This window comes from Aeromonas sp. MaB10011B (assembly GCF_017939325.1).
GTDB lineage: Bacteria > Pseudomonadota > Gammaproteobacteria > Enterobacterales > Aeromonadaceae > Aeromonas > Aeromonas caviae.
Genome location: NZ_JAGKRK010000032.1, coordinates 16,012 through 34,679, shown reverse-complemented (window position 1 = coordinate 34,679; position 18,668 = coordinate 16,012). Strand labels below are relative to the sequence as shown.

At 64.4% G+C, this 18,668-nt stretch carries 18 protein-coding genes and 1 pseudogene; 7 read left to right on the top strand and 12 right to left on the bottom strand.

Features of this window, described 5'->3' with window-relative positions; all coding sequences use genetic code 11:
* Window positions 1-16: 16 nt before the first annotated feature.
* From J9893_RS10405 to J9893_RS10390, 4 genes are all read right to left on the bottom strand, one after another.
* Window positions 17-1,231, bottom strand: a complete 1,215-nt coding sequence (locus J9893_RS10405; protein ID WP_210600630.1) for an aldose 1-epimerase family protein — start codon at window positions 1,229-1,231, stop codon at window positions 17-19.
* Window positions 1,232-1,458: 227 nt separating this feature from the next.
* A complete protein-coding gene (locus J9893_RS10400; RefSeq protein WP_210600632.1) occupies window positions 1,459-2,151 on the bottom strand; it encodes an aspartate/glutamate racemase family protein in 693 nt (230 codons plus the stop codon).
* A 135-nt stretch (window positions 2,152-2,286) separates the two neighbouring features.
* Window positions 2,287-2,877, bottom strand: a complete 591-nt coding sequence (locus J9893_RS10395; protein WP_010672906.1) for a LysE family translocator — start codon at window positions 2,875-2,877, stop codon at window positions 2,287-2,289.
* Window positions 2,878-2,979: 102 nt separating this feature from the next.
* Window positions 2,980-3,576 (bottom strand): LysE family translocator, encoded by a 597-nt coding sequence (locus tag J9893_RS10390; RefSeq protein WP_039039402.1) that lies wholly within the window; start codon window positions 3,574-3,576, stop codon window positions 2,980-2,982.
* A 116-nt stretch (window positions 3,577-3,692) separates the two neighbouring features.
* Between J9893_RS10390 and J9893_RS10385 the strand changes: the two genes are divergently transcribed.
* From J9893_RS10385 to J9893_RS10375, 3 genes are all read left to right on the top strand, one after another.
* A complete protein-coding gene (locus J9893_RS10385) occupies window positions 3,693-5,066 on the top strand; it encodes a PLP-dependent aminotransferase family protein (protein ID WP_042016518.1) in 1,374 nt (457 codons plus the stop codon).
* Window positions 5,067-5,095: 29 nt separating this feature from the next.
* Entirely contained in the window at window positions 5,096-5,560 is a 465-nt protein-coding gene (locus J9893_RS10380) for a hypothetical protein (protein WP_210600634.1), read from the top strand.
* A gap of 142 nt (window positions 5,561-5,702) precedes the next feature.
* On the top strand, window positions 5,703-7,340 hold the full coding sequence (locus J9893_RS10375) for a hypothetical protein (protein ID WP_210600636.1): 1,638 nt from the start codon (window positions 5,703-5,705) through the stop codon (window positions 7,338-7,340).
* Window positions 7,341-7,376: 36 nt separating this feature from the next.
* Here J9893_RS10375 and J9893_RS10370 read toward each other — a convergent pair whose 3' ends face one another.
* The 3 genes and pseudogenes from J9893_RS10370 to J9893_RS10360 all read right to left on the bottom strand — a co-directional run bounded on the left by J9893_RS10370 (window position 7,377) and on the right by J9893_RS10360 (window position 11,467).
* The gene (locus J9893_RS10370; RefSeq protein ID WP_041211033.1) at window positions 7,377-8,690 is read right to left on the bottom strand and encodes a sodium-dependent transporter; all 1,314 of its coding nucleotides are present in this window, start codon (window positions 8,688-8,690) and stop codon (window positions 7,377-7,379) included.
* A gap of 413 nt (window positions 8,691-9,103) precedes the next feature.
* Window positions 9,104-10,418 (bottom strand): annotated as a pseudogene (locus J9893_RS10365) (sodium-dependent transporter).
* 209 nt (window positions 10,419-10,627) lie between these two features.
* Complete coding sequence (locus J9893_RS10360; RefSeq protein WP_010672899.1) at window positions 10,628-11,467, bottom strand: 2OG-Fe(II) oxygenase family protein; 840 nt, start codon at window positions 11,465-11,467, stop codon at window positions 10,628-10,630.
* 200 nt (window positions 11,468-11,667) lie between these two features.
* Here J9893_RS10360 and J9893_RS10355 point away from each other — a divergent pair, with 200 nt between their 5' ends.
* Window positions 11,668-12,231: a DUF2799 domain-containing protein gene (locus J9893_RS10355; protein WP_010672898.1), complete on the top strand. Its 564-nt coding sequence runs from the start codon at window positions 11,668-11,670 to the stop codon at window positions 12,229-12,231.
* 54 nt (window positions 12,232-12,285) lie between these two features.
* Here J9893_RS10355 and J9893_RS10350 read toward each other — a convergent pair whose 3' ends face one another.
* The gene (locus J9893_RS10350; protein ID WP_049635931.1) at window positions 12,286-13,107 is read right to left on the bottom strand and encodes a Cof-type HAD-IIB family hydrolase; all 822 of its coding nucleotides are present in this window, start codon (window positions 13,105-13,107) and stop codon (window positions 12,286-12,288) included.
* Window positions 13,108-13,341: 234 nt separating this feature from the next.
* Window positions 13,342-14,580: an MFS transporter gene (locus J9893_RS10345; protein WP_210600638.1), complete on the bottom strand. Its 1,239-nt coding sequence runs from the start codon at window positions 14,578-14,580 to the stop codon at window positions 13,342-13,344.
* A gap of 148 nt (window positions 14,581-14,728) precedes the next feature.
* On the opposite strand from J9893_RS10345, the gene J9893_RS10340 reads away from it, so the two are divergent.
* Window positions 14,729-15,352, top strand: a complete 624-nt coding sequence (locus tag J9893_RS10340; RefSeq protein ID WP_041214535.1) for a metalloregulator ArsR/SmtB family transcription factor — start codon at window positions 14,729-14,731, stop codon at window positions 15,350-15,352.
* 309 nt (window positions 15,353-15,661) lie between these two features.
* Window positions 15,662-16,138, top strand: coding sequence for an Lrp/AsnC family transcriptional regulator (locus J9893_RS10335; RefSeq protein ID WP_010672894.1), 477 nt, complete (start codon window positions 15,662-15,664; stop codon window positions 16,136-16,138).
* A gap of 135 nt (window positions 16,139-16,273) precedes the next feature.
* On the opposite strand, the gene J9893_RS10330 is transcribed toward J9893_RS10335, so the two are convergent.
* The 3 genes from J9893_RS10330 to J9893_RS10320 form a co-directional block, all read right to left on the bottom strand.
* The gene (locus tag J9893_RS10330) at window positions 16,274-16,591 is read right to left on the bottom strand and encodes a hypothetical protein (RefSeq protein WP_210600640.1); all 318 of its coding nucleotides are present in this window, start codon (window positions 16,589-16,591) and stop codon (window positions 16,274-16,276) included.
* 148 nt (window positions 16,592-16,739) lie between these two features.
* Window positions 16,740-16,970: a hypothetical protein gene (locus tag J9893_RS10325; RefSeq protein WP_210600657.1), complete on the bottom strand. Its 231-nt coding sequence runs from the start codon at window positions 16,968-16,970 to the stop codon at window positions 16,740-16,742.
* Between the two features lie 35 nt (window positions 16,971-17,005).
* On the bottom strand, window positions 17,006-17,431 hold the full coding sequence (locus J9893_RS10320) for a MarR family transcriptional regulator (RefSeq protein ID WP_029313694.1): 426 nt from the start codon (window positions 17,429-17,431) through the stop codon (window positions 17,006-17,008).
* Window positions 17,432-17,607: 176 nt separating this feature from the next.
* Between J9893_RS10320 and J9893_RS10315 the strand changes: the two genes are divergently transcribed.
* Window positions 17,608-18,612: an NADP-dependent oxidoreductase gene (locus J9893_RS10315; RefSeq protein ID WP_042864401.1), complete on the top strand. Its 1,005-nt coding sequence runs from the start codon at window positions 17,608-17,610 to the stop codon at window positions 18,610-18,612.
* Window positions 18,613-18,668 lie beyond the last annotated feature (56 nt).

The following is an 18,668-nucleotide window of genomic DNA, read 5'->3' as shown; positions in this document are numbered from 1 at the left end:
GCTGGGGGTCTCTCCCTTATGGGAGCTTGACCAGGGGTTGCTCGCGCAGCTCGGTGGCCCGACCGCCCTGGATCTTCTCCACCTGGGCCAGGGCCTGCTTCACCTCGTCGGCATTTTGCAGCAGGCGATAGGTCAGATCGAAGGTCTTGGTCTCCCCCGGCTGGATCTTGGGGACCAGCCCGAGCGGGCGCTGGTACTTGGTGCTGTAGGCATAGCTGGTACCGGGTTCGATGCCGGTCACATAGCCCTGGGCCCGGGTGTCGGTGTTCTTCCACAGGGTCAGCACCGGCAGCTGTCGGGTGTTGTAGCCCACCGCCACACCGGCGTTGCCGGCCCGGTTGTTCAGCACTGCCAGGGTATTGCCGTCGGCGTCGCTGTAGGGCATCAGGTTGAACACCATCTCGTCGAAGCCCTTGGTGGGCCCCAGATAGGTTTGCCAACCCTTGAGTCCGGCCTTGGCGTAGTCATTGAACGGGGAGATCTGCTTCACCGGCGTGCTCACCCTGGCTCCCTCCTCCAGAATGGGAGCCCCGAAGTTGCCGTGATAGATGATCTGGTACTCGTTCTCGTAGTCAGCGTGGTTGGTCAGCTTGTCCTGCAGGGCAAACTCCGCCTGACCGGGCACCACGCTCAGCTGGGTCCAGGTGACCAGTTCGCTCATCTTGAAGGTGCGCTCGTCCACCCGGCCCAGCACGTGGATGGCATAGGGCGGCTCTTCGTCCACGGTCACGCTGACCACTGAGGCGGGAATGTTCTGCACCCGGCCATGCAGGCTCTTGAGGCGGCCGTCGTCATCCACTCCGGGATGACCCGTCCACTCGTAGCCGCAGCGCACCAGCATCTCGTTGAAGCCGTCGAGCCAGCCGAGGCCGCCACGGCTCTCGAGATCAATGAAGGCGGGGTTGACCACCTCCTTGACCGGTGAATCCCAGCCGAGGCGCAGATCCGCCGCCTTGACCTCCTTGATCCCCATGCCGCGGGTCGGCACCAGGGTGATCTTCATGACGCCGTTGTCGACGATGAGCAGATCCACCCCTTCCTGGCGGCCGCCGTGCAGGCGTTTCTTCTCGATGGTGAAGGGAACCGGGCTCTTGATGCCGAGCTTCTCGCTGGTGATCTTCCAGTCACCCACATCCAGCCCTTGCTGGGAGTCGGTCAGCAGAAATTCGGCGGCGTGACCCGCGGTGGCGCCCAGGGCGAGCAGCACGGCAATGGAGAGTTTCTTCAACATGGATTTATCCTCGTGTCTCTTGTTTTTGTGAAAGCTGAATCGTTTCAGTGATCGAAAACTAGGCTCCTGACGCCCCGGACTCAAGAGACAAACGGAGGAAATGTGAGCCGATTGACAATAAAAACGGCTTCAGCCCTGCTGAAATGAAGGCTGACTCACAGTTATGAAAGGAGGAAAAAACAGGCGGGGCGCCGAGAGGGGCGCCCCCTCACCCCGCCCGCACCACATCAGGCAAGGGCCAGCGTCACCGCGGCTTCGGCGTGGATGGCGGTGGTGTCATAGAGGGGCACGGCGGCCTGGCACGCCCCCACCAGCAGGGCGATCTCGGTGCAACCCAGGATCACCGCCTGGGCACCGGCCTGTGCCAGATCGGCGATGATGGCCAGATACTCGGCCTGAGACGACTCGCGAATGTCGCCGAGGCAGAGTTCGTCATAGATGATGCGGTGCACCCGCTCCCGTGCAGCGTCATCAGGCACCAGCACCTCCAGCCCGAAGCGCTCCTGGAGCCGCCCCTTGTAGAAATCCTGCTCCATGGTGAAGCGGGTGCCGAGCAAGCCTACCCGGGTCACCCCGTCGGCCTGGAGGCGATGGGCCGTGGCATCGGCGATGTGGAGCAGGGGAATGTCGATGGCGGCCTCGATCTCCGGCGCCACCTTGTGCATGGTGTTGGTCCCGATCAGCAGAAAATCGGCGCCACCGGCCTGGATGGCCTTGGCCTCGGCCGCCAGCAGACGGGCGGTGGCGGGCCAGTCACCGGCGTGCTGCAACCGCTCTATCCCGGCAAAATCCACGCTGCTCAGCAGCACCCGCGCCGAGTGCAGACCGCCGAGCCGCTCGCGTACCCCCCGGTTGAGGGCCTGGTAATAGCTGACGGTGGACTCCCAGCTCATGCCACCCAGCAGACCGATACATTTCATGGGATCTCCTTATGTAACCCGATGATGCAAACCAATGCCGCAATCCCTCAGGGGGCGCGTTTGATTGCACCGCCCCGGCAATAAAAAAGGCCCCGAAGGGCCAACAAGACAGCCGGTAAAGGCTCAGGCCGAGGCCTAAACCCAGATCATCAGCACGCAGGCCGCCGTGGCGAGCCCCATGCCCAGATTGAAACGACGCCAGCCGGTGGCGGTGCGGATGAGGCGGCGCACCTGGGCACCGAACAGCACCCAGAAGGCACCGGTATAGAGGCCGGTCACGAAGAAAATGCCGAGCACCCAGCCCGCGGACGGCCAGTAAGCCTCCCCCGCCAGGGTGAAGCCGCTGATGGCGGAGAGCGCCATCATCCAGGCCTTGGGATTGAGCAGTTGCAGCATGGCCCCCTGATGGGCCGGGATGAGCGGCCGGTTCCCCTCCGCCGGGCCACTGGCGTTGGCCACCTTCCAGGCCAGCCAGAGCAGGTAGGCCGACCCCACCAGCTTGAGGCCGTCGTGCAGCAGGGGCAGACGCTCGAACACCACCCCAAGCCCCAGGGCCGTGGCCAGGATCATCAGGTTGATGCCTCCCACCACCCCCACCAGCAGAGGCACGGAGCGGCGAAACCCCTGGGCAGCCCCGGCACTGGTGAGCAGCATGTTGTTGGGGCCCGGCGTGCCACAGGTGATAAGGGCAAAGCCCGCCAGGGGGAGCAACCAGTTCAGATCCATCTCAACCTCGTTCAGATACGGCAAGCCTCCTAATATGCAGAGCCGACGCCCTGACGACAAGGTCAGCAATGCATTTTCTTTGCATGAATAATCAAGGTGCTGTTAATACCAGAGCATCACCACGCACAGGGCTGTCAAGGCACCCAGGCTGCCGTTGAGACGACGCCACCCCTTGTCCGAGTTGATCCAGCGGCTGAGCTGATGGCCAAACATCACCCAGGCGAAGCAGACCGGGAACCCCGCCATGGGGAAGACACTCATGATACCCCACATGCTCGGCCAGTAGTCGCTCCCCGGCAGGCTGAACAGACTGATGGCCGAGATCCCCATCATCCACGCCTTGGGATTGAGGAACTGGAAGCCCAGCCCTTCAAGCAGGGTCAAGGGCCGGGCACGGCTGGCGGGATCTCCGGGGGCGCCTGCCACCGCGATGCGCCACGCCAGCCACAGCAGGTAAAGGCTGCCCAGCACCTGCAGGCTCAGCTTGAGTAGGGGCCAGCGCTCGAACAGCGGATAGAAGCCGAGCGCCAGCACCAGTTGCAGCACAGGCTGGCCCACCGCCACCCCGATGAGATGGGGCAGGGTGCGACGCACGCCGAAGTTGGCACCGGACGCCGTCAACATCAGGTTGTTCGGCCCGGGCGTACCGCAGGTGAGCAGGGCGAAGCCAAATAGGGTGGCATACCATTCGATGGTCATGGGGAGACTCCTTTCTCGCCACATTGTACCGATACAATGTGTGCTTGTTGGTTGTGTAAAGACTGATAATCACGCTATATTGCGGACAATCTTGGATCAATGGATTTATTGTCACCATGACAATCTGGACGCCCGACCTCACCCCTTTCGAGGGGCCCCTCTACCTCAAACTGGTCAAGGCCATCGAGCAGGCCATCGCCACCGGCATTCTCTCACCCGAGACCCGGCTGCCGACCCACAGGGCCCTGGCAGACAAGCTGGGGGTCACCGTGGGCACCGTCACCCGCGCCTACACCGAGGCGGAGCGACGGGGCCTGCTGGCGGCCCGGGTCGGGCACGGCACCTGGGTCAGGGGAGCGGCGGATCCCGCCAACGAATGGGTGATCCGCAATGAAGACAGCCAGCGCATCGAGCTGTGGCAGAACCTCCCGGTCCAGCTGGACAGGGGCGCCATCATCAGGCCCCTGCTCACCGAGCTGGCGCAGGGGGATCTCAACGGCCTGCTCGGTTATGACAAGGAGGCGGGACGCCCCGCACAGCGCCAACTGTTCGTCGACTGGCTCGCCGAGCAGGGCATCACGGCGAGCGAAGATCGCCTGCTGTTCAGCCATGGGGCCCAGCACGGCATCATGCTGGCCCTGCTGGCCACCGGCTGCGTGGGAGAGACCCTGTTTTGCGAGGGCCTGAGCTACCCCGGCATGCTGGGCAATGCACGCCAGCTCAAGAATCAGGTGGTGGGACTGGCGATGGATGAGGAGGGACTGCTGCCAGAGGCGCTGGATGCCGCGTGCCGTACCCGCCGGGCCAAGCTGCTCTACCTCACCCCCACCCTGCAAAACCCCACCACGGCCACCATGAGCCTGGCGCGGCGCGACGCCATCGTCGCCATCGCCCGTCGCCACGATCTGCTGATCGTCGAGGATGACGTCAACGGCCTGCTGCCCGAAAGTGCGCTCCCGCCGCTGGTCAACCTGGCACCGGAGCGGGTCATCTACCTCGGCAGTCTCGCCAAGATCGCCTGCGGCGGCCTGCGGGTCGGCTTCGTGTTGTCCCCTCCCGCCCTTCGCAACGGCTTCGCCCAGGCGATGCGGCTGTCGAGCTGGATGGTGAGTCCGCTGCTCATCGAGCTGGCCTGCAAGCTGGTGAGCCAGCGCCAGATCATGCCGCTCATCGAACACCAGCGAAAAATCCTGGCGCGCCGGGGTGAGCTCCTGCGCCACCTGCTGCCGGGAGCGCGCTGGCAGCCGGGGTCTATGCACGCCTGGTTGCCGCTGCCCGAGCCCTGGCGCAGCCAGGAGTTTGCGGAGGCCGCCAACGCCCTTGACGTGGGGGTCGCCAGCGGAGAACACTTCGCCGCCGGCCAGTTTGCCGCCCCGCAGGGAGTACGCCTCAGCCTGAGCCAGCCCGCCACCGACGCCCGCGTCGCCGAAGGGCTGGAGCGCCTCGCCGGGCTGCTGAGGGGCACGCCGCCCACCAATCCCCTGCTATAGTCATTGACCCTGGCACCCGAGGAACCTTCATGTCCGCCGTCCGTCCCGCCCTGCTGATCACGACCCTGCTGCTGGGAGGCTGCGCCTCCCCGGCCCATCAACAGCTTGGCGCCGCCCTGAGCGGACTGGAGGGGGAGCTGACGCGGCTGGAGGAGGAGTTGGCAGCCATGAACGGCCTTCACTATCAAAAAGCCATCGACGCCCCGGTGGCACTGCGCCGCTATCTCAAGGCCCCCGCACCGACGGCGGAGGGGCTGGTGCCCGTGCAGAGCCGACTGCAAGATGGCCCCCTGCTGCACTACGACTACCGGCTGCCCGCCGGGATGACACGGCTGCCCACCGACAACCCCTGCCTGCGCTACGAGTTCGAGCTGCGCCGCCTCGGGCGCCTGGGCCAGCTCGAGCTCGCCTGGCAGGGAAAGGCGGGAGCCGGGGAGCTGCGTGTCCCCCAGCGGGACTGCCCCTTCTCGGCCAGGGGGCCCGGCCTTCAGTGATGCTATCTTTGCCCCGCCCAAGGCCGGCACTGAGCCATCCCTGACCCAGGTGGGGTATTGACCCCCTCTGGCTCTCGCGGGAGAGTGAAGGCTAACTTTGAATCCAACCTCGCCACCCCCGACCGGCGAAGGAGCGTCAAAGATGCAGATCCTCCTCATCGAAGACGATGCCATGATGGGCTCGACCCTCACCCAGGGACTGAGTGATCTGGGGCTGCCCCCCACCGAGCTGTTTCACTGCAAAGAGATAGCAAGCCTGCCCGCCCTGCTGCGCCAGCACGCCTTCGATGCCATTCTTTGCCGCCAGTATCACCACCAGGCCCACGAGGGAGTCAGGCTGCTGCATGAAGCACACCACCTGGGCCTGCTCGCGCCCGGCTGCGTGCTCCTGCTGCTGGAGCAGGACGAGGACACCGGTCAGTTCCCCCCCTCCGACCTCTATTTCGCCCTGCGTCTGGCCGTGCCCTTCACCACGGAGCAGCTGGCGCACAGCCTGCAAGCGCTGTTGACACTGACCACGGTGACCCGCCCCCTGGCCACCCCCATGGCGCTCAGGGAGTGGCGCAGCGCCTGCGCCCAGTGCGAGGATCTGCTTTACCGGCACGCTAGCCACAAGGGGCTGGAAGCACAGATGGACAGGGTAAAGGGCTACATGCTGCTGCAAGCCCGGGAACGGGTGCAGGCCGCCCAGCACTACGCCATCTGCACCACGGAGCACGATGCCTGGTGGCCGCGCCAGGGGCTGAACCAGGCCCTGCTCGGGCTGAACCGGGTGGAGAGTGCCCACAAGGATCTGGCCCGCAACCGGGAGCGACTGCCCCCCGTCATCCATCAGGCGCTGGTTCTCGCCTGTCAACTGCACGAGGCGCAGTGGGATCCTGCCTGGGAAACCTTGTCAGGCTTGCTGCAACGCTGCCCCTGGCAGCCGCAGTGGCGCCAGGTGGCCATTTTGCTGGCCTTGCTGCGAAGGGATGAAGATCAGGTGCTGGCGCAGGCCACCGATTTCATCCTGCGCTACTTCCCCAAACAGACGTTTCGCCACTCCGTCGAACGCTGCCTGCTGGATGCGACCCTGGCGGTGCTCTGGCATCCACCGGGAGAGGCCAGAATTCATGGGCTGCAGCAGGCTCTGGAGGAGCTCGGTCAGCAGGCCGTGACCCTGCGTGCCCACGAGGAGGGGCTGCTGCGCGCCCTGATGCTGGGTCTGGATTATCGATTCGATGACGCCTTGATGCTGCTGGCCAAGCACCCGCCGGAGGCGGCGCGGGACAATCACCTCAACCAGTTGCTCGGGGTGGCCGTCAGCCAGTTCTGCGGGCTTCCCCACCATGCCCAGCGTTATCTGGCCCAGCTCGGCCAGTATCAGGGGCCGGTGGCACAGACCCCGCTGCTGCAGGGGCTCATTTTGCAGGTGGTCGACGATCTGGCGCGGCAACTGGCGCAGCGGGAGCAGCAGCTGACCCAGCTGCGCGAGGAGCGGCAACGGGCCATGACCACGGGTCAGCTCCAGCTCGCCGTGCAGAGCGCACTGACCCTGCAGGAGCGATTTCCGGCCCAGGCGGGGGATGCCTGGCAACTGCTGGTATTGCTGACCCAGTGCTGGCCCGCCGGCATGGCGGCCCCGGCGGTGGCCCGCCTGGTGGACAGGCTGGAGCAGCGTCTCAACCACAGTGCCGCCTTCCTGGAGCACCATGGGAACGCCTATCGGGAGACCCTGCAACAGGTGAGATCCCATCTGGCCCCCAAACTGCCGCCCCTCGGTCCCCACCAGGGCCTGTAGCCATCCAGGGCGGTGCATGCCGCCCTGGCTGGTGCGTTACAACAAGCCTCGCACCAGGATCCCCGCGATCAGCAGGGGGGCGACCAGCCGCCAGCACCAGAGCAGCGCGCCACGCATCAGCGGCGAGAGATCCGCAGGCACAATACTGTCCCCCAGCTTCCAGCCAAGCAGCAGGGTCAGCACCAGACCGAACAGGGGCATCATCAGGTTGGAGGTGAGGTAATCCAGCAGATCGAACAGGGTTTTGCCAAACAGGGTGTAGTCCGCCCAGGGCCCGAACGACAGACTGACCGGAATGCCGCAGGCCATGATGAGCAGGGTCAGCACCCGGCAGGCATTGCGGCGCGACCAGCCCCACTCCTCGGTGGTGAAGCGCACCAGGTGCTCCAGCATGGAGATGGAGGAGGAGAGCGCCGCCACCAGCAGCAGCAGGAAGAAGATCACCGCCAGCCCCTGACCGAACGGCAGGTGGTTGAACACCGCCGGCATGGTCATGAAGGTGAGGCCGGGGCCGGCGGCAGGATCGATACCGGTGGAGGCGAGCACCGGGAAGATCATCAGCCCCGCCAGCACCGAGATGCAGCTCGCCAGGGTGACCACCCAGACCCCGGAGCGCAGCGCCCCGTCACTGCTCGGCAGGTAGGCGCCATAGGTGGTGTGTACCCCGAGGCCAATGGAGAGGGAGAAGAACGCCAGCCCCAGGGCGTCGAGCACCCCCTGCCCCGTCAGGTGGGAGAAGTCGGGCATCAGGAACTGGCGTACCCCGGCCATGGCCCCCGGCATGGAGAGCCCGGTCACCACCAGGAGCAGCATCATCACGAACAGGGCCGGCATCATCCAGCGCAGCGCCCGCTCCACCCCCTGTTGCAGCCCTCCCTGCACGAACCACCAGGTGAGCCCGGCGAAGACGAGATGGGTGAGGGCCGGCCAGAGGGGATCGCTCACATAACCGGTAAAGAGTGCGGTGAGGGTGCTCGCCTCACTCAGGTTGAGCTCGCCGCCCACGGCCAGGGCCGCATAGCCGACGGTCCAGCCCCCCACCACGCTGTAGAAGCTGTAGATGAAGAAGCCACACAGGATCCCCATGTAACCCATCCAGCGCCAGTTCGGCCCCACCAGCTTGTGGAAGGCGCCGAGCACGCCGCGCTGGCTGCGGCTGCCGAGCAGGGTCTCCCCCACCAGCACCGCGACCCCCAGGGTGAAGCTGAAGAGCAGGAACACCAGCAGGAAGGCACCGCCCCCGTTGGTGGCTGTCACATAGGGAAACTTCCAGATGGCGCCAAGGCCGATCGCCGAGCCGGCGGCCGCCAGCACATGACCAATACGGGAAGACCACTGAACCTGGCTCATACAACCTCCGGGCAAGACAACATCAGTTCGATACTCCATGGCTAGACGCGGTGTGCGCCGCAACAAAAAAGGCCGCCTGAGGGCGACCTTTGCAATGAACAGTCAGACAAACGACACCTGCAAGGTCACCTCTCCAGGAAGGGGCTAAATCGGCCACAGAGAGCGATAAGGGGTGACATGGGGAGGGCGACGCCTGCACGGTAAAAAGGAGCCACAGCCTAAACCATGGCAAGAGAAGTTGACAGGAAATAGTCTAAAACAGAACCAAAAACAGATTTAATCAAAACAAAATATCGAGATTACAGACTGTTGCTCTGTTTATTTTTAATTGACAGATTTTTATAAAGAGTCAATCCTGCCACCCCACTCCCCAGCCAGCCCGGCCGGGGAGTGGCACAGATGACCAACCCTCCCTACACCAGGCCGCGCACCAGAATGCCGCCAATGAGCAGGGGAGCCAGCCAGCGCCAGCAGCCCATCAGCAGGGCCCGCCAGTGGGGAGCCAGCCCTTCGGGCAGCGCCTGGCGACCGAGCCGCCAGCCCAGCAGCAGCGTCAGGGCCAGCCCGAACAGGGGCATCATCAGGTTGGAGGTGATGAAGTCCAGCAACTCGAAGATATTCTTGCCAAACAGGGTCAGGGTGGCCCAGGGACCGAACGACAGGCTCACCGGGATGCCACCCGCCATCACCAGGGCAATGACCAGGTTGCACGCCACGCGGCGGGACCAGCCCAGGCTCTCGCACAGGAAACACTGCAAATGCTCCAGCAGGGAGATGGAGGAGGAGAGCGCCGCCACCACCAGCAGAGAGAAGAACACCACCGCCAGCCCCTGGCCGAAGGGCAGTTGCTGGAACACCGCTGGCATGGTCATGAAGGTGAGGCCCGGGCCCGAGGCCGGGTCAATACCGGTCGCCGCCAGTACCGGGAAGATCATCAGGCCCGCTAGCACGGCGATGACGCTCGCCAGCAGCACCACCCAGAGGCTGGAGCGACCGACCCCTTCGCTGGAAGGCAGGTAGGCGCCATAGGTGGTGTGGATGCCAAGGCCGATGGAGAGGGAGAAAAAGGCCAGCCCCATGGCGTCCAGCACACCCGACATGCCGAGCTTGCTGAAATCGGGCATCAGGAAGTGGCGCACCCCGGCCATGGCGCCCGGCAGGGTGAGGCCGAAGGCCACCAGCAGCAGGATCATGATGAAGAGGGCCGGCATCATCCAGCGCAGGGTGCGCTCCACCCCTTGTTGCACACCGCCCCGCACGAACCACCAGGTCAAGCCGGCAAACAGCAGGTGGGTCAGCACCGGCCAGAGCGGATCACCGACGTAGTCGTTGAAACGGGCGGTCAGTGCCGCGCCGTCCCCCTGTTGCAGCTCCCCCGCCAGGGCCATGCCCGTATACCCCAGGGTCCAGCCGCCCACCACGCTGTAGAAACAGAAGATGAGCAGGCTGCACAGCAAGCCCATGGCACCGACCCAACGCCAGCGCTTGCCCATCAGTTCGCCAAAGGCGCCCACCACCCCGCGCCGGGTCAGGCTGCCGATCAGGGTCTCCCCCATCAGCACCGCCCCCCCCCAGGGTGAAGCTGAACAACAGAAAGACCAGCAGGAAGGCGCCGCCACCGTTGGCGGCGGTGACATAGGGGAACTTCCAGATGGCGCCGAGACCGACCGCGGAACCTGCGGCGGCCAGGATGTAACCGAGCCGGGATGACCATTGGGACTGCTTCATAAGAACTCCACGCGAAAGGCCTGCCAGCGAGGCCCGAAATGGCGCTCAGAGTACGCCCGCGGGCGCGCAATCACTCGGCGTATATCCGATATAAAACTCAGTTTTTAGCATCATTAACAAATAAAATTCGGATAACCCACCAATCGTGCCACAAAATAAAAACCGGAGCGGGTATGCTCCGGTTTGTTGTCTGCTCGGGTCTGGCGGGATTAGATCACCCCCAGCTCCCGCAACCGCTCCATCAGATAGCTGTGGGCGGTGTGACGCTCCGAGAGCACCACGTCCGGACGGGGGTGCAGGAAGAGCGGCAAGGAGATGCGGGACTTGGCGGCACTGCCCCCGGTCGGGTTGATGACCCTGTGGGTGGTGGAGGGGTAGTAGCCGCGGGAGGCCTCCTGCAGCATGTCGCCGATGTTGATGATGAGGGTGCCGAAATCGCAGGGCACATCCATCCACTCCCCGTCTGAACCTTTCACCTGCAGGCCCGGCTCGTTGGAAGCGGGCAGAATGGTCAGCAGGTTGATGTCTTCATGGGCGGCGGCGCGGATGGCACCCGGCTCCTCGGTGCCGTCGAAGGGCGGGTAGTGCAGCACCCGCAGCAGGGTCTTGTGGCTCTCTTCGATCATGGAGGAGAGCGGGCAGCTGTAGTGGGCGGCGATGTCGCCCGGGGTGTGCTGCTCCACCCAGCCCAGCAGCTCGGCGGCCAGATCGTTGGCGAGGCGGTAGTACTCCATCGCCTGCTCTTTCAGCTCTGCCGGCATCTGGCCCCAGGGATAGATGTGGAAGTACTCCTTGATGTCCTTCTGGCTGTGACCCTTGGCCACCTCGGACACCGAGGGCGGGAAGTAGCCGTCCTGGGTCTCGCGATTGAACAGGAAATCCTGCTTCTGTTCGCTCATGAAGAAGCGATACCAGTTGTCATAGATGGACTGCACCAGCTCCTTCGGGATGGGGTGGTGAGTCAGCACCCCGAAGCCGGTGGTGCGCAGGGATTCGGTGAAGCGCTCGGCCGCATCGGGGGAGCGATAATCGACGGTCAGGACTTTCATTGTTTTTATGTTACATGCCAGTTAAAAGTAGGCGCAGTTTACCCTGCCTCCCCCGGCAAGAAAAGGCTGCCGGAAGCCCGTCTACAACGGCTTGAAAATACTGATAAAAACATCATGATACGGCCCCCTCGCCCGGTGCTTGTCCCGGACGGGCCTCCTCTTCTAGAATGCCCCACCCCCTTTGCTGTCGGAGCCCCCTCATGTCCCCCAAGATCCTGTTGTTGACCCTTCCCTTCCTGCTCGCCGGGTGCAGTTCCCTCTCGGAGGAGGAGTGCCGTGCCATGAGCTGGTACAACCAGGGCTATCAGGACGGGGAGCAGGGCAAGACCCGGAGCGCCACCCGCGACTATCAGAAGACCTGCGGGGAGTACGGCCTCAAGGTGGATGAGGCGGAGTGGCAGCGCGGCTACGCCAAGGGGCTGGAGCTCTATTGCATCCCCGAGCTTGCCTACAGCAAGGGACGGGAAGGGAGCGAATACCTGGGGGTCTGCCCCAACGACACCAGCTTCCTCACCCAGTTCGAGCGCGGCCGCAAGGAGTACCTGCTGGAGCAGCGCCTCGGCGAATTGCAGCAGGAGCTGGAACGCACCGAGCGGAGCATCCACCAGCTGGATCAGCAGATCCGGGGCGAGAGCGACAGCCGCCAGCGCGACTACTACCGTGCCCAGCGCGAGCGCGCCATCCGTCACTACGAAGGGGTGTACCGGGACTATAACCGGCTGCGCTTCCCGGATCGGGTGATCCAGTTCTCCTTCGGGAGCTGACAAAAAGGGGCCGACATGGCCCCTTTCTGTTTATGCCGCAGACTGTTTTTCCCCTCAGGCGGGCAGGACCCAGCGCTGCAACGCCAGGGCGATGCCATCCTCGTTGTGATCCGCGGTGACCCGGTCTGCATGGGCCTGGATCTGGGGCGCCGCATTGCCCATGGCCACCGCCAGCCCCACCTGCTCGAACATGCTGATGTCGTTGTTGTTGTCGCCAAAGGCCACCAGGTTCTCCATAGCGATCCCCTCCCTCGCCGCCCACTGGGCCAGCCGGTTGCCCTTGCTGCAACCTGGCTGCACCAGCTCCACCGCATAGGGGGCCGCCCAGTCACGGGTGAAGGGCAGTCTCTCCACCACCTCCCCGACGAAACGGTGCAACCGGCCGGGATCCTGGTTGAACAACTCCAGCTTCCAGATGGGGGACTGCAACCAGGACTCGATATCCTCGGCGGGCAGCAGGGAGACCTTGAGGTGATCCGGCTGGGTTGCCGACCAGCGCCGCATCCGGCCCACGTGCTCCTCGCAGCCCAGGTAGCCGATGCCGTCCCCCAGGTGGAACAGCGCCCCCATCTGCTGGGCCTGCACCTCCTCCAGCAGGGTGGTGAGAGGCGCCACGGCCAGGGGATCCCCGGCGAGGATCCTCTCCTGCACCGGATCATAGAGGTAGGCGCCGTTGCTGCAGATGATGGGGGTGTCGAGGGCCAGCTCGTGGTGGAAGGGACGGGCCGTCATGAAGTGGCGACCCGTCACCAGCAGCACCTTGATGTCGTGGGCCCGGGCCTGGGCCAGGGCCGCCCGGGTAGCGGACGAGATCTTGTGATCCCGGTTCAGCAGGGTGCCGTCCATGTCCAATGCAATGGCCTGATAACGACTCATATCACCTCCAGGAATGTCGAGACGGGTGCGGCGCCATCCCTCCCGTTTCCAGTGCCATGACGACACATCTCACCGCCGGGAATGCGGACTGGGCATCACAAGGCCCATGATGGGAGACGCGCTCGCCGGGGGGCGGGAACAGCGGAGCAAAGAGCCATACCGTCCCAGACTCGGCGCCGCGATGCAAGTCCGGCCCGCCATCCCGTCGCCGAACTGTGATCCCCGCGCCCTTCGTCAGCCCGCCTCGGCGCACCCGGCCACGGCGTTTCGCCTGTCCGCCCGTCTGCGCAATCCGTAGAAACCGAGGGCACAGATCACGCCGCAGAGGCCGGCCAGGTAGAAGGGCCACTCGGTCCCCGCCAGCAGCACCAGGCTGCCCAGCACCACCGCCAGGATCTCGCTGCCCACCGCCAGACCGCGGTAGAGCCCCATCGCCTGCCCCTGCTGGCTGGCATGGCTGCGGTTGGAGACCGCCACCGAGGTGGCCAGCTCCCCCAGACTCATGCCGATGCCGGCCGGGATGAAGGTGAGCGCGAGCCCCCACCACTGGGTCGGCAGGATGAACATCAGCATGCCCGCCGCCATCACCAGGTGGCCGACGATGCCAAGGGAGCTGCCGCGCCAGTGCCGTGCCAGCTGCTCACCGATCCAGGAGCCCAGCATCATGGGCACGCTCACCAGCACGGCGGCCTGGGCCAGTTGCACCGGATCCCATGCCAGCCGCTCCACCAGCCAGACATTGAAGTAGGTGAAGTAGAGCTGTACCGCCCCGTAGCTTGCCAGGGTCAGGGCAAAGTAGGGCAGGAGACGAGGTTGCAACAGCAATTGGCGGGTCGAGAGAGGAACCTCATCCCGGGTCGCCGGCACCGGGGGACGATTGGGCAGCAGCCAGAGCACCAGCAGCAGGTTGATCACCGTCATCCCCACCGCCAGCCAGGCCGCCAGACTGTAATCTCCCGAGACCACGGCCGCATAGCCTCCGATCATGGGGCCCACCACCCAGCCCAGGTTCATGCCGATGTTGATGCGGGCGAAGTTGCGTGCCTTGGTCCTGGCCGTGCTCATGTCCGCCGCCATCGCCTGCACGATGGCGATGTCGCCGTTGAAGAAGCCCTCCACCACCCGGCTCAGCAGCAAGAGCGGCAGGGAACGCCAGGCGATGCCGAGGGCCATCAGCACATACCCCGCCAGCACCCCCACCAGACAGAGGGTCAGCACCGGCTTGCGCCCATGGCGATCGGAGAGACGGCCAAGCAAGGGGGCCCCCAGCAGTTGAAACAACGGATAGAGCCCCATGATGACGCCAAGCCACACCTTGCGGCTCCAGTCCGACGCCTGTGGCGTCAGCATGCCCTGGACCGGATCCAGCAGCAGCGGCGCCAGGACGGGGGAAGGCAGGCTGAATCCCGCCACCGCCAGCGTCACCGTCATCACCAATACCCAGAGGGTCACCTGTCCCTTGATCCCTTCCATCTTCGCCTCATTAAATAAAGTTATCGGTTTATTTATATTGTGAGGGGTCGTCCATTAAGTAAAGCATATTGTTGATTTAAATCGCCCTGCTACCCATAATGACCTCATCCAGGCAGTCACCGCACCGATACCCACCACCGGAGCCCCCATGAACGCCAGTACCGACAAGATCCTCTATCTGCTGAAAACCCGCGGCCCCCAGAGCGCCGCCGAACTCGGCGACCAGTTGCAGATGACGTCCATGGGGGCGCGCCAGCACCTGATGGCCCTGGAGTCCGAGGGCTGGGTGGGGTTTAGTGACGAGGCCCGCGGCCGTGGTCGCCCGGTGCGCCTGTGGCACCTCACCGACCAGGCCTGGCAACGCTTCCCCGACACCCATGGCGATCTGACCCTGCAACTGATCGACGACATCCGGCAGGTGTTTGGCGACGCGGGCATGGAGCAGCTCATCACGCGGCGGGAGCAGCAGATGCAGGCACGCTATGAATCCAGGCTAACCCAGCCGGCGCTGGCAGACAGGCTGATGACGCTCAAGGCGCTGCGCACCCAGGAGGGGTATATGGCGGACATGTCGCAGGAGGAGGACGGCAGCTGGCTGTGGTGGGAGAGTCACTGCCCCATCTGCAGTGCGGCCAGGGCCTGTCGGGGCTTTTGCCGCAGCGAGCTGGCGCTGTTTCGCCGGTTGCTGGCGCCGGCCGAGGTGGAGCGGGAGCAGTATCTGCTGGAGGGGGACAGCCGCTGTCTCTATCGCATCCGGCCGCCCCGCCCCTGAGCGGGCGGAACGCAAAAACAACAAAGCAGGCGCCGGGATGCCTGCTTTGTTGCCTTCGGGGAGGGGGTGCTCTCGTTCCAGCCCGTTGTTTCCCGATAAGGTCGAACGGCTGATGGGGCTCTTGACCCGGTAAGGTCCTTCACCACAGGTGCCTGGTCGGGCGCCTGTCTTGCCACCGGAAGATGTAACCATGGTACTCCCCGCGATGCGGTGAGTGGTTGTGAAGTAGCAGGTATTTTCAGTTGTTTTTGCAATAGTTCACCCTTAATCTAGGAAAAGTGGATTAGTAATTGCGAAGAGGTACGGAGAATGCTGAAACTTGATCGTATAGACAGGCATATTCTGGAGCTGATGCAGGAAAATGGCCGCATCAGCAACCTGGAGCTGGCCGAGCTGGTCGGGCTCTCCCCCTCCCCCTGCTCGCGCCGGGTCAAGGCGCTGGAGGATGCCGGTCTCATCGATACCCATGTCACCCTGCTCAATGCCCGCCAGCTGGGGCTGACCCTCACCGCCTACATTCACATCTCCATGGACAGGCACACTCCGGAGCGGTTCGAGAACTTCGATCGCGCCGTCAAGGATCTGCCCGAGGTGCTGGAGTGCGACCTCATCACCGGCAACGATGCGGATTACCAGCTCAAGGTGGTGGTGCGGGACATGGAGCACTACCAGCACTTCCTGCTGGACAAGCTGACCCACATCTCCGGCGTGACCGGGGTGCGTTCGAGCTTCGTGCTGCGCCGCATCAAACACAAGACCGCCCTGCCGCTCAACCACCTGGGCTGACAACCCACCCCGCATCCGGGGAGCACCAAAAGCAAGAGGAGGCCAGGGCCTCCTCTTCTTGTCTCTGCTATCAAGGGCATTCGCGGTCAACACAGCCCCCGGGCGCCATCGCGCCGCCAGGTGGTGGACGCCTGGTCATGCCTCGACCTGGCTGACGTCCTGCACCTGCAGCAACCAGCCGCTCTGCTCCTGCAGGGGTTCGCCGCGCAGCCGCAGCCGCTCACCGGTCGACACCCACTGCCCTTTGGGCAGAGAGATTTCCAGGCTCTCGCTGCCGTTGTCGAACACCCAGAGATCGGCTCCCAACGACTCCATCAAGTACCCTTCCATCTCCACTCTGGACTCGGCCTGCCAGGAGGGGGAGGCGGTATCACGGCTCTCGATGAAATCCCCCTGAACACCAAAGCTGGCCAGCCCCCACAGAATGGAGAGCCCGACGATGGATGATTGCATCTCTCTCTCCTGTTAGTTTGCTACCTTGAGGGCCAGTATGGGAAGAGAAAAATGAGTGCACCATGAACAAGGTGCCAAAGTGCTGGCAAGATCGCGAAAAAAACCGGCTCCATGGCCGGTCATGTCATTTTATGTCGTACAGGTCACACTACTTGGCCGCTTCTTCTGCCATCCGTGCAGCCCTTGGTTTATTTGTCCACATGGCCACCCCGCGGTGATCCGCACAGATCCCCTCGTCGGTGACCGCCCGCACCCGGACCCCGTCCTTGCAGATGGCCTGCCAGGCATCGGCATCGTCGATCTGCAACTCGGAACGGGGATAGGAGGTATAGGCGCAGGCGCACAGCAGGATGGCAAACAGAGGGAGCAGGGATTGCATGGGTTTCATCGGGTCACTCCTGACGGGGAAAGGGATCAGCGCCCCAGCTGCGCCGCCACGCGATCGCAAAGCTGCTTGAGCTGGGCCAACTCAGCATCGGCCAGATCCACCTGGTTGCGCAAGCTGTCCGCCAGACAGCACTCCCTGACCTCCTGCTGCAACTGGCGTCCCGCCTCGGTCAGGCTGATGCACTTTTGCCGCTCATCTTCGTGGGAGACGGTGCGGGTCAGCCACCCCTTGCTCTCCAGCCGCTTGACGATGGGGGTCAGGGTGCCCGCATCCAGTCCGGTCTCCTGCCCTATCTCCTTGAGGCTGACCTCGTCCCGGGCCCAGAGCGAGAGCATCACCAGGTACTGGGTATAGGTGAGATCCAGCTTGTCCAGCAGCGGCCGATAGGCACGCATCACCGCATTGGAGGCGCTGTAGAGGGCAAAACAGACCTGCTTTTTCAATTCGCTCATGGAGGACCTCGCTGACGACAAGGGGGGCAGTATACCCCATCAACTTCGGGGCTGAATAGTTTGCACACAAAACAGTTGCCAGCCTCCGCGTTCAGGACTACCCTGATTTTAGTTTGCACACAAACAAAAATACCAGGCCGCTGCCCGACGCGCGGCCCCACTGCCGGAGAATGCCCATGAATGCCATCAGCCATCAAATCCAACTGCTGCGTCGCCCCACCGGTCTCCCCACCCTGGAGGACTTCGCCCTCCGGGACGTGCCCCTGCCCGCCCTGCAGGAGGGAGAGGTGCAGGTCGCCAACCAGTGGCTGTCGGTGGACCCCTACATGCGCGGCCGCATGAGCGAGGCCAAAAGCTACGTTCCTCCCTTCCCCCTCAACGGTCCCCTCGACGGCGGCGCCATCGGCACGGTACAGGCATCGCGCCATCCCGATTTCAAGGTGGGGGACAAGGTGAGCAGCATGCTGGGCTGGCGGGATGCCTTCGTGGCAAACGCCGCCCAGCTCACCCGCCTGCCCGACACCACCCTGCCGCCCCAGCGCTTCCTCGGCGCCCTCGGCATGCCGGGCATGACCGCCTGGGCGGGGCTGCACAAGGTGGCACACCTGAAGGCCGGTGAAACCCTGCTGGTCTCGGCAGCCTCCGGGGCGGTCGGCACCATGGCGGTCCAGCTCGCCAAGCAGGCGGGGGCCAGGGTCATCGGCTCCACCGGCTCGGCCGACAAGGTCGCCTACCTCAAGACTCTGGGAGCCGATGCGGTGATCAACTACCGGGAGACCCCGGATCTCGACGCCGAGCTGGCCCGCCTCGCCCCCGAAGGCATCCACGTCTACTTCGAGAACGTGGGGGGCGCCATGCTGGATGCCGCCCTCAACCACCTGGTGGTGCACGGGCGCATCGTGCTGTGCGGCCTCATCGAGCAGTACAACAGCAACGGCCAGGCCAGCGGCCCGCGCAACCTCTCCCAGGTGATCCGCAAGCGTATCCTGATGCAGGGGCTGCTGGTCTCCGATCACTGGCAGCACTACGGGGAATTCCTGGCCGAGGCCATGCCGGCCTTCGAGGCGGGCACCCTCCAGGCCGAGGAGACCGTAAGCGAGGGGCTGGCCAGCATGCCGCAAGCCTTTATCGGACTGTTCCAGGGCCGCAATACCGGCAAGATGCTGGTCAGACTGCCCTGATCCGGGGGCGTTTTCCATCTGTTTAACAGATAGAATTTCGCCATACCCATCCATTT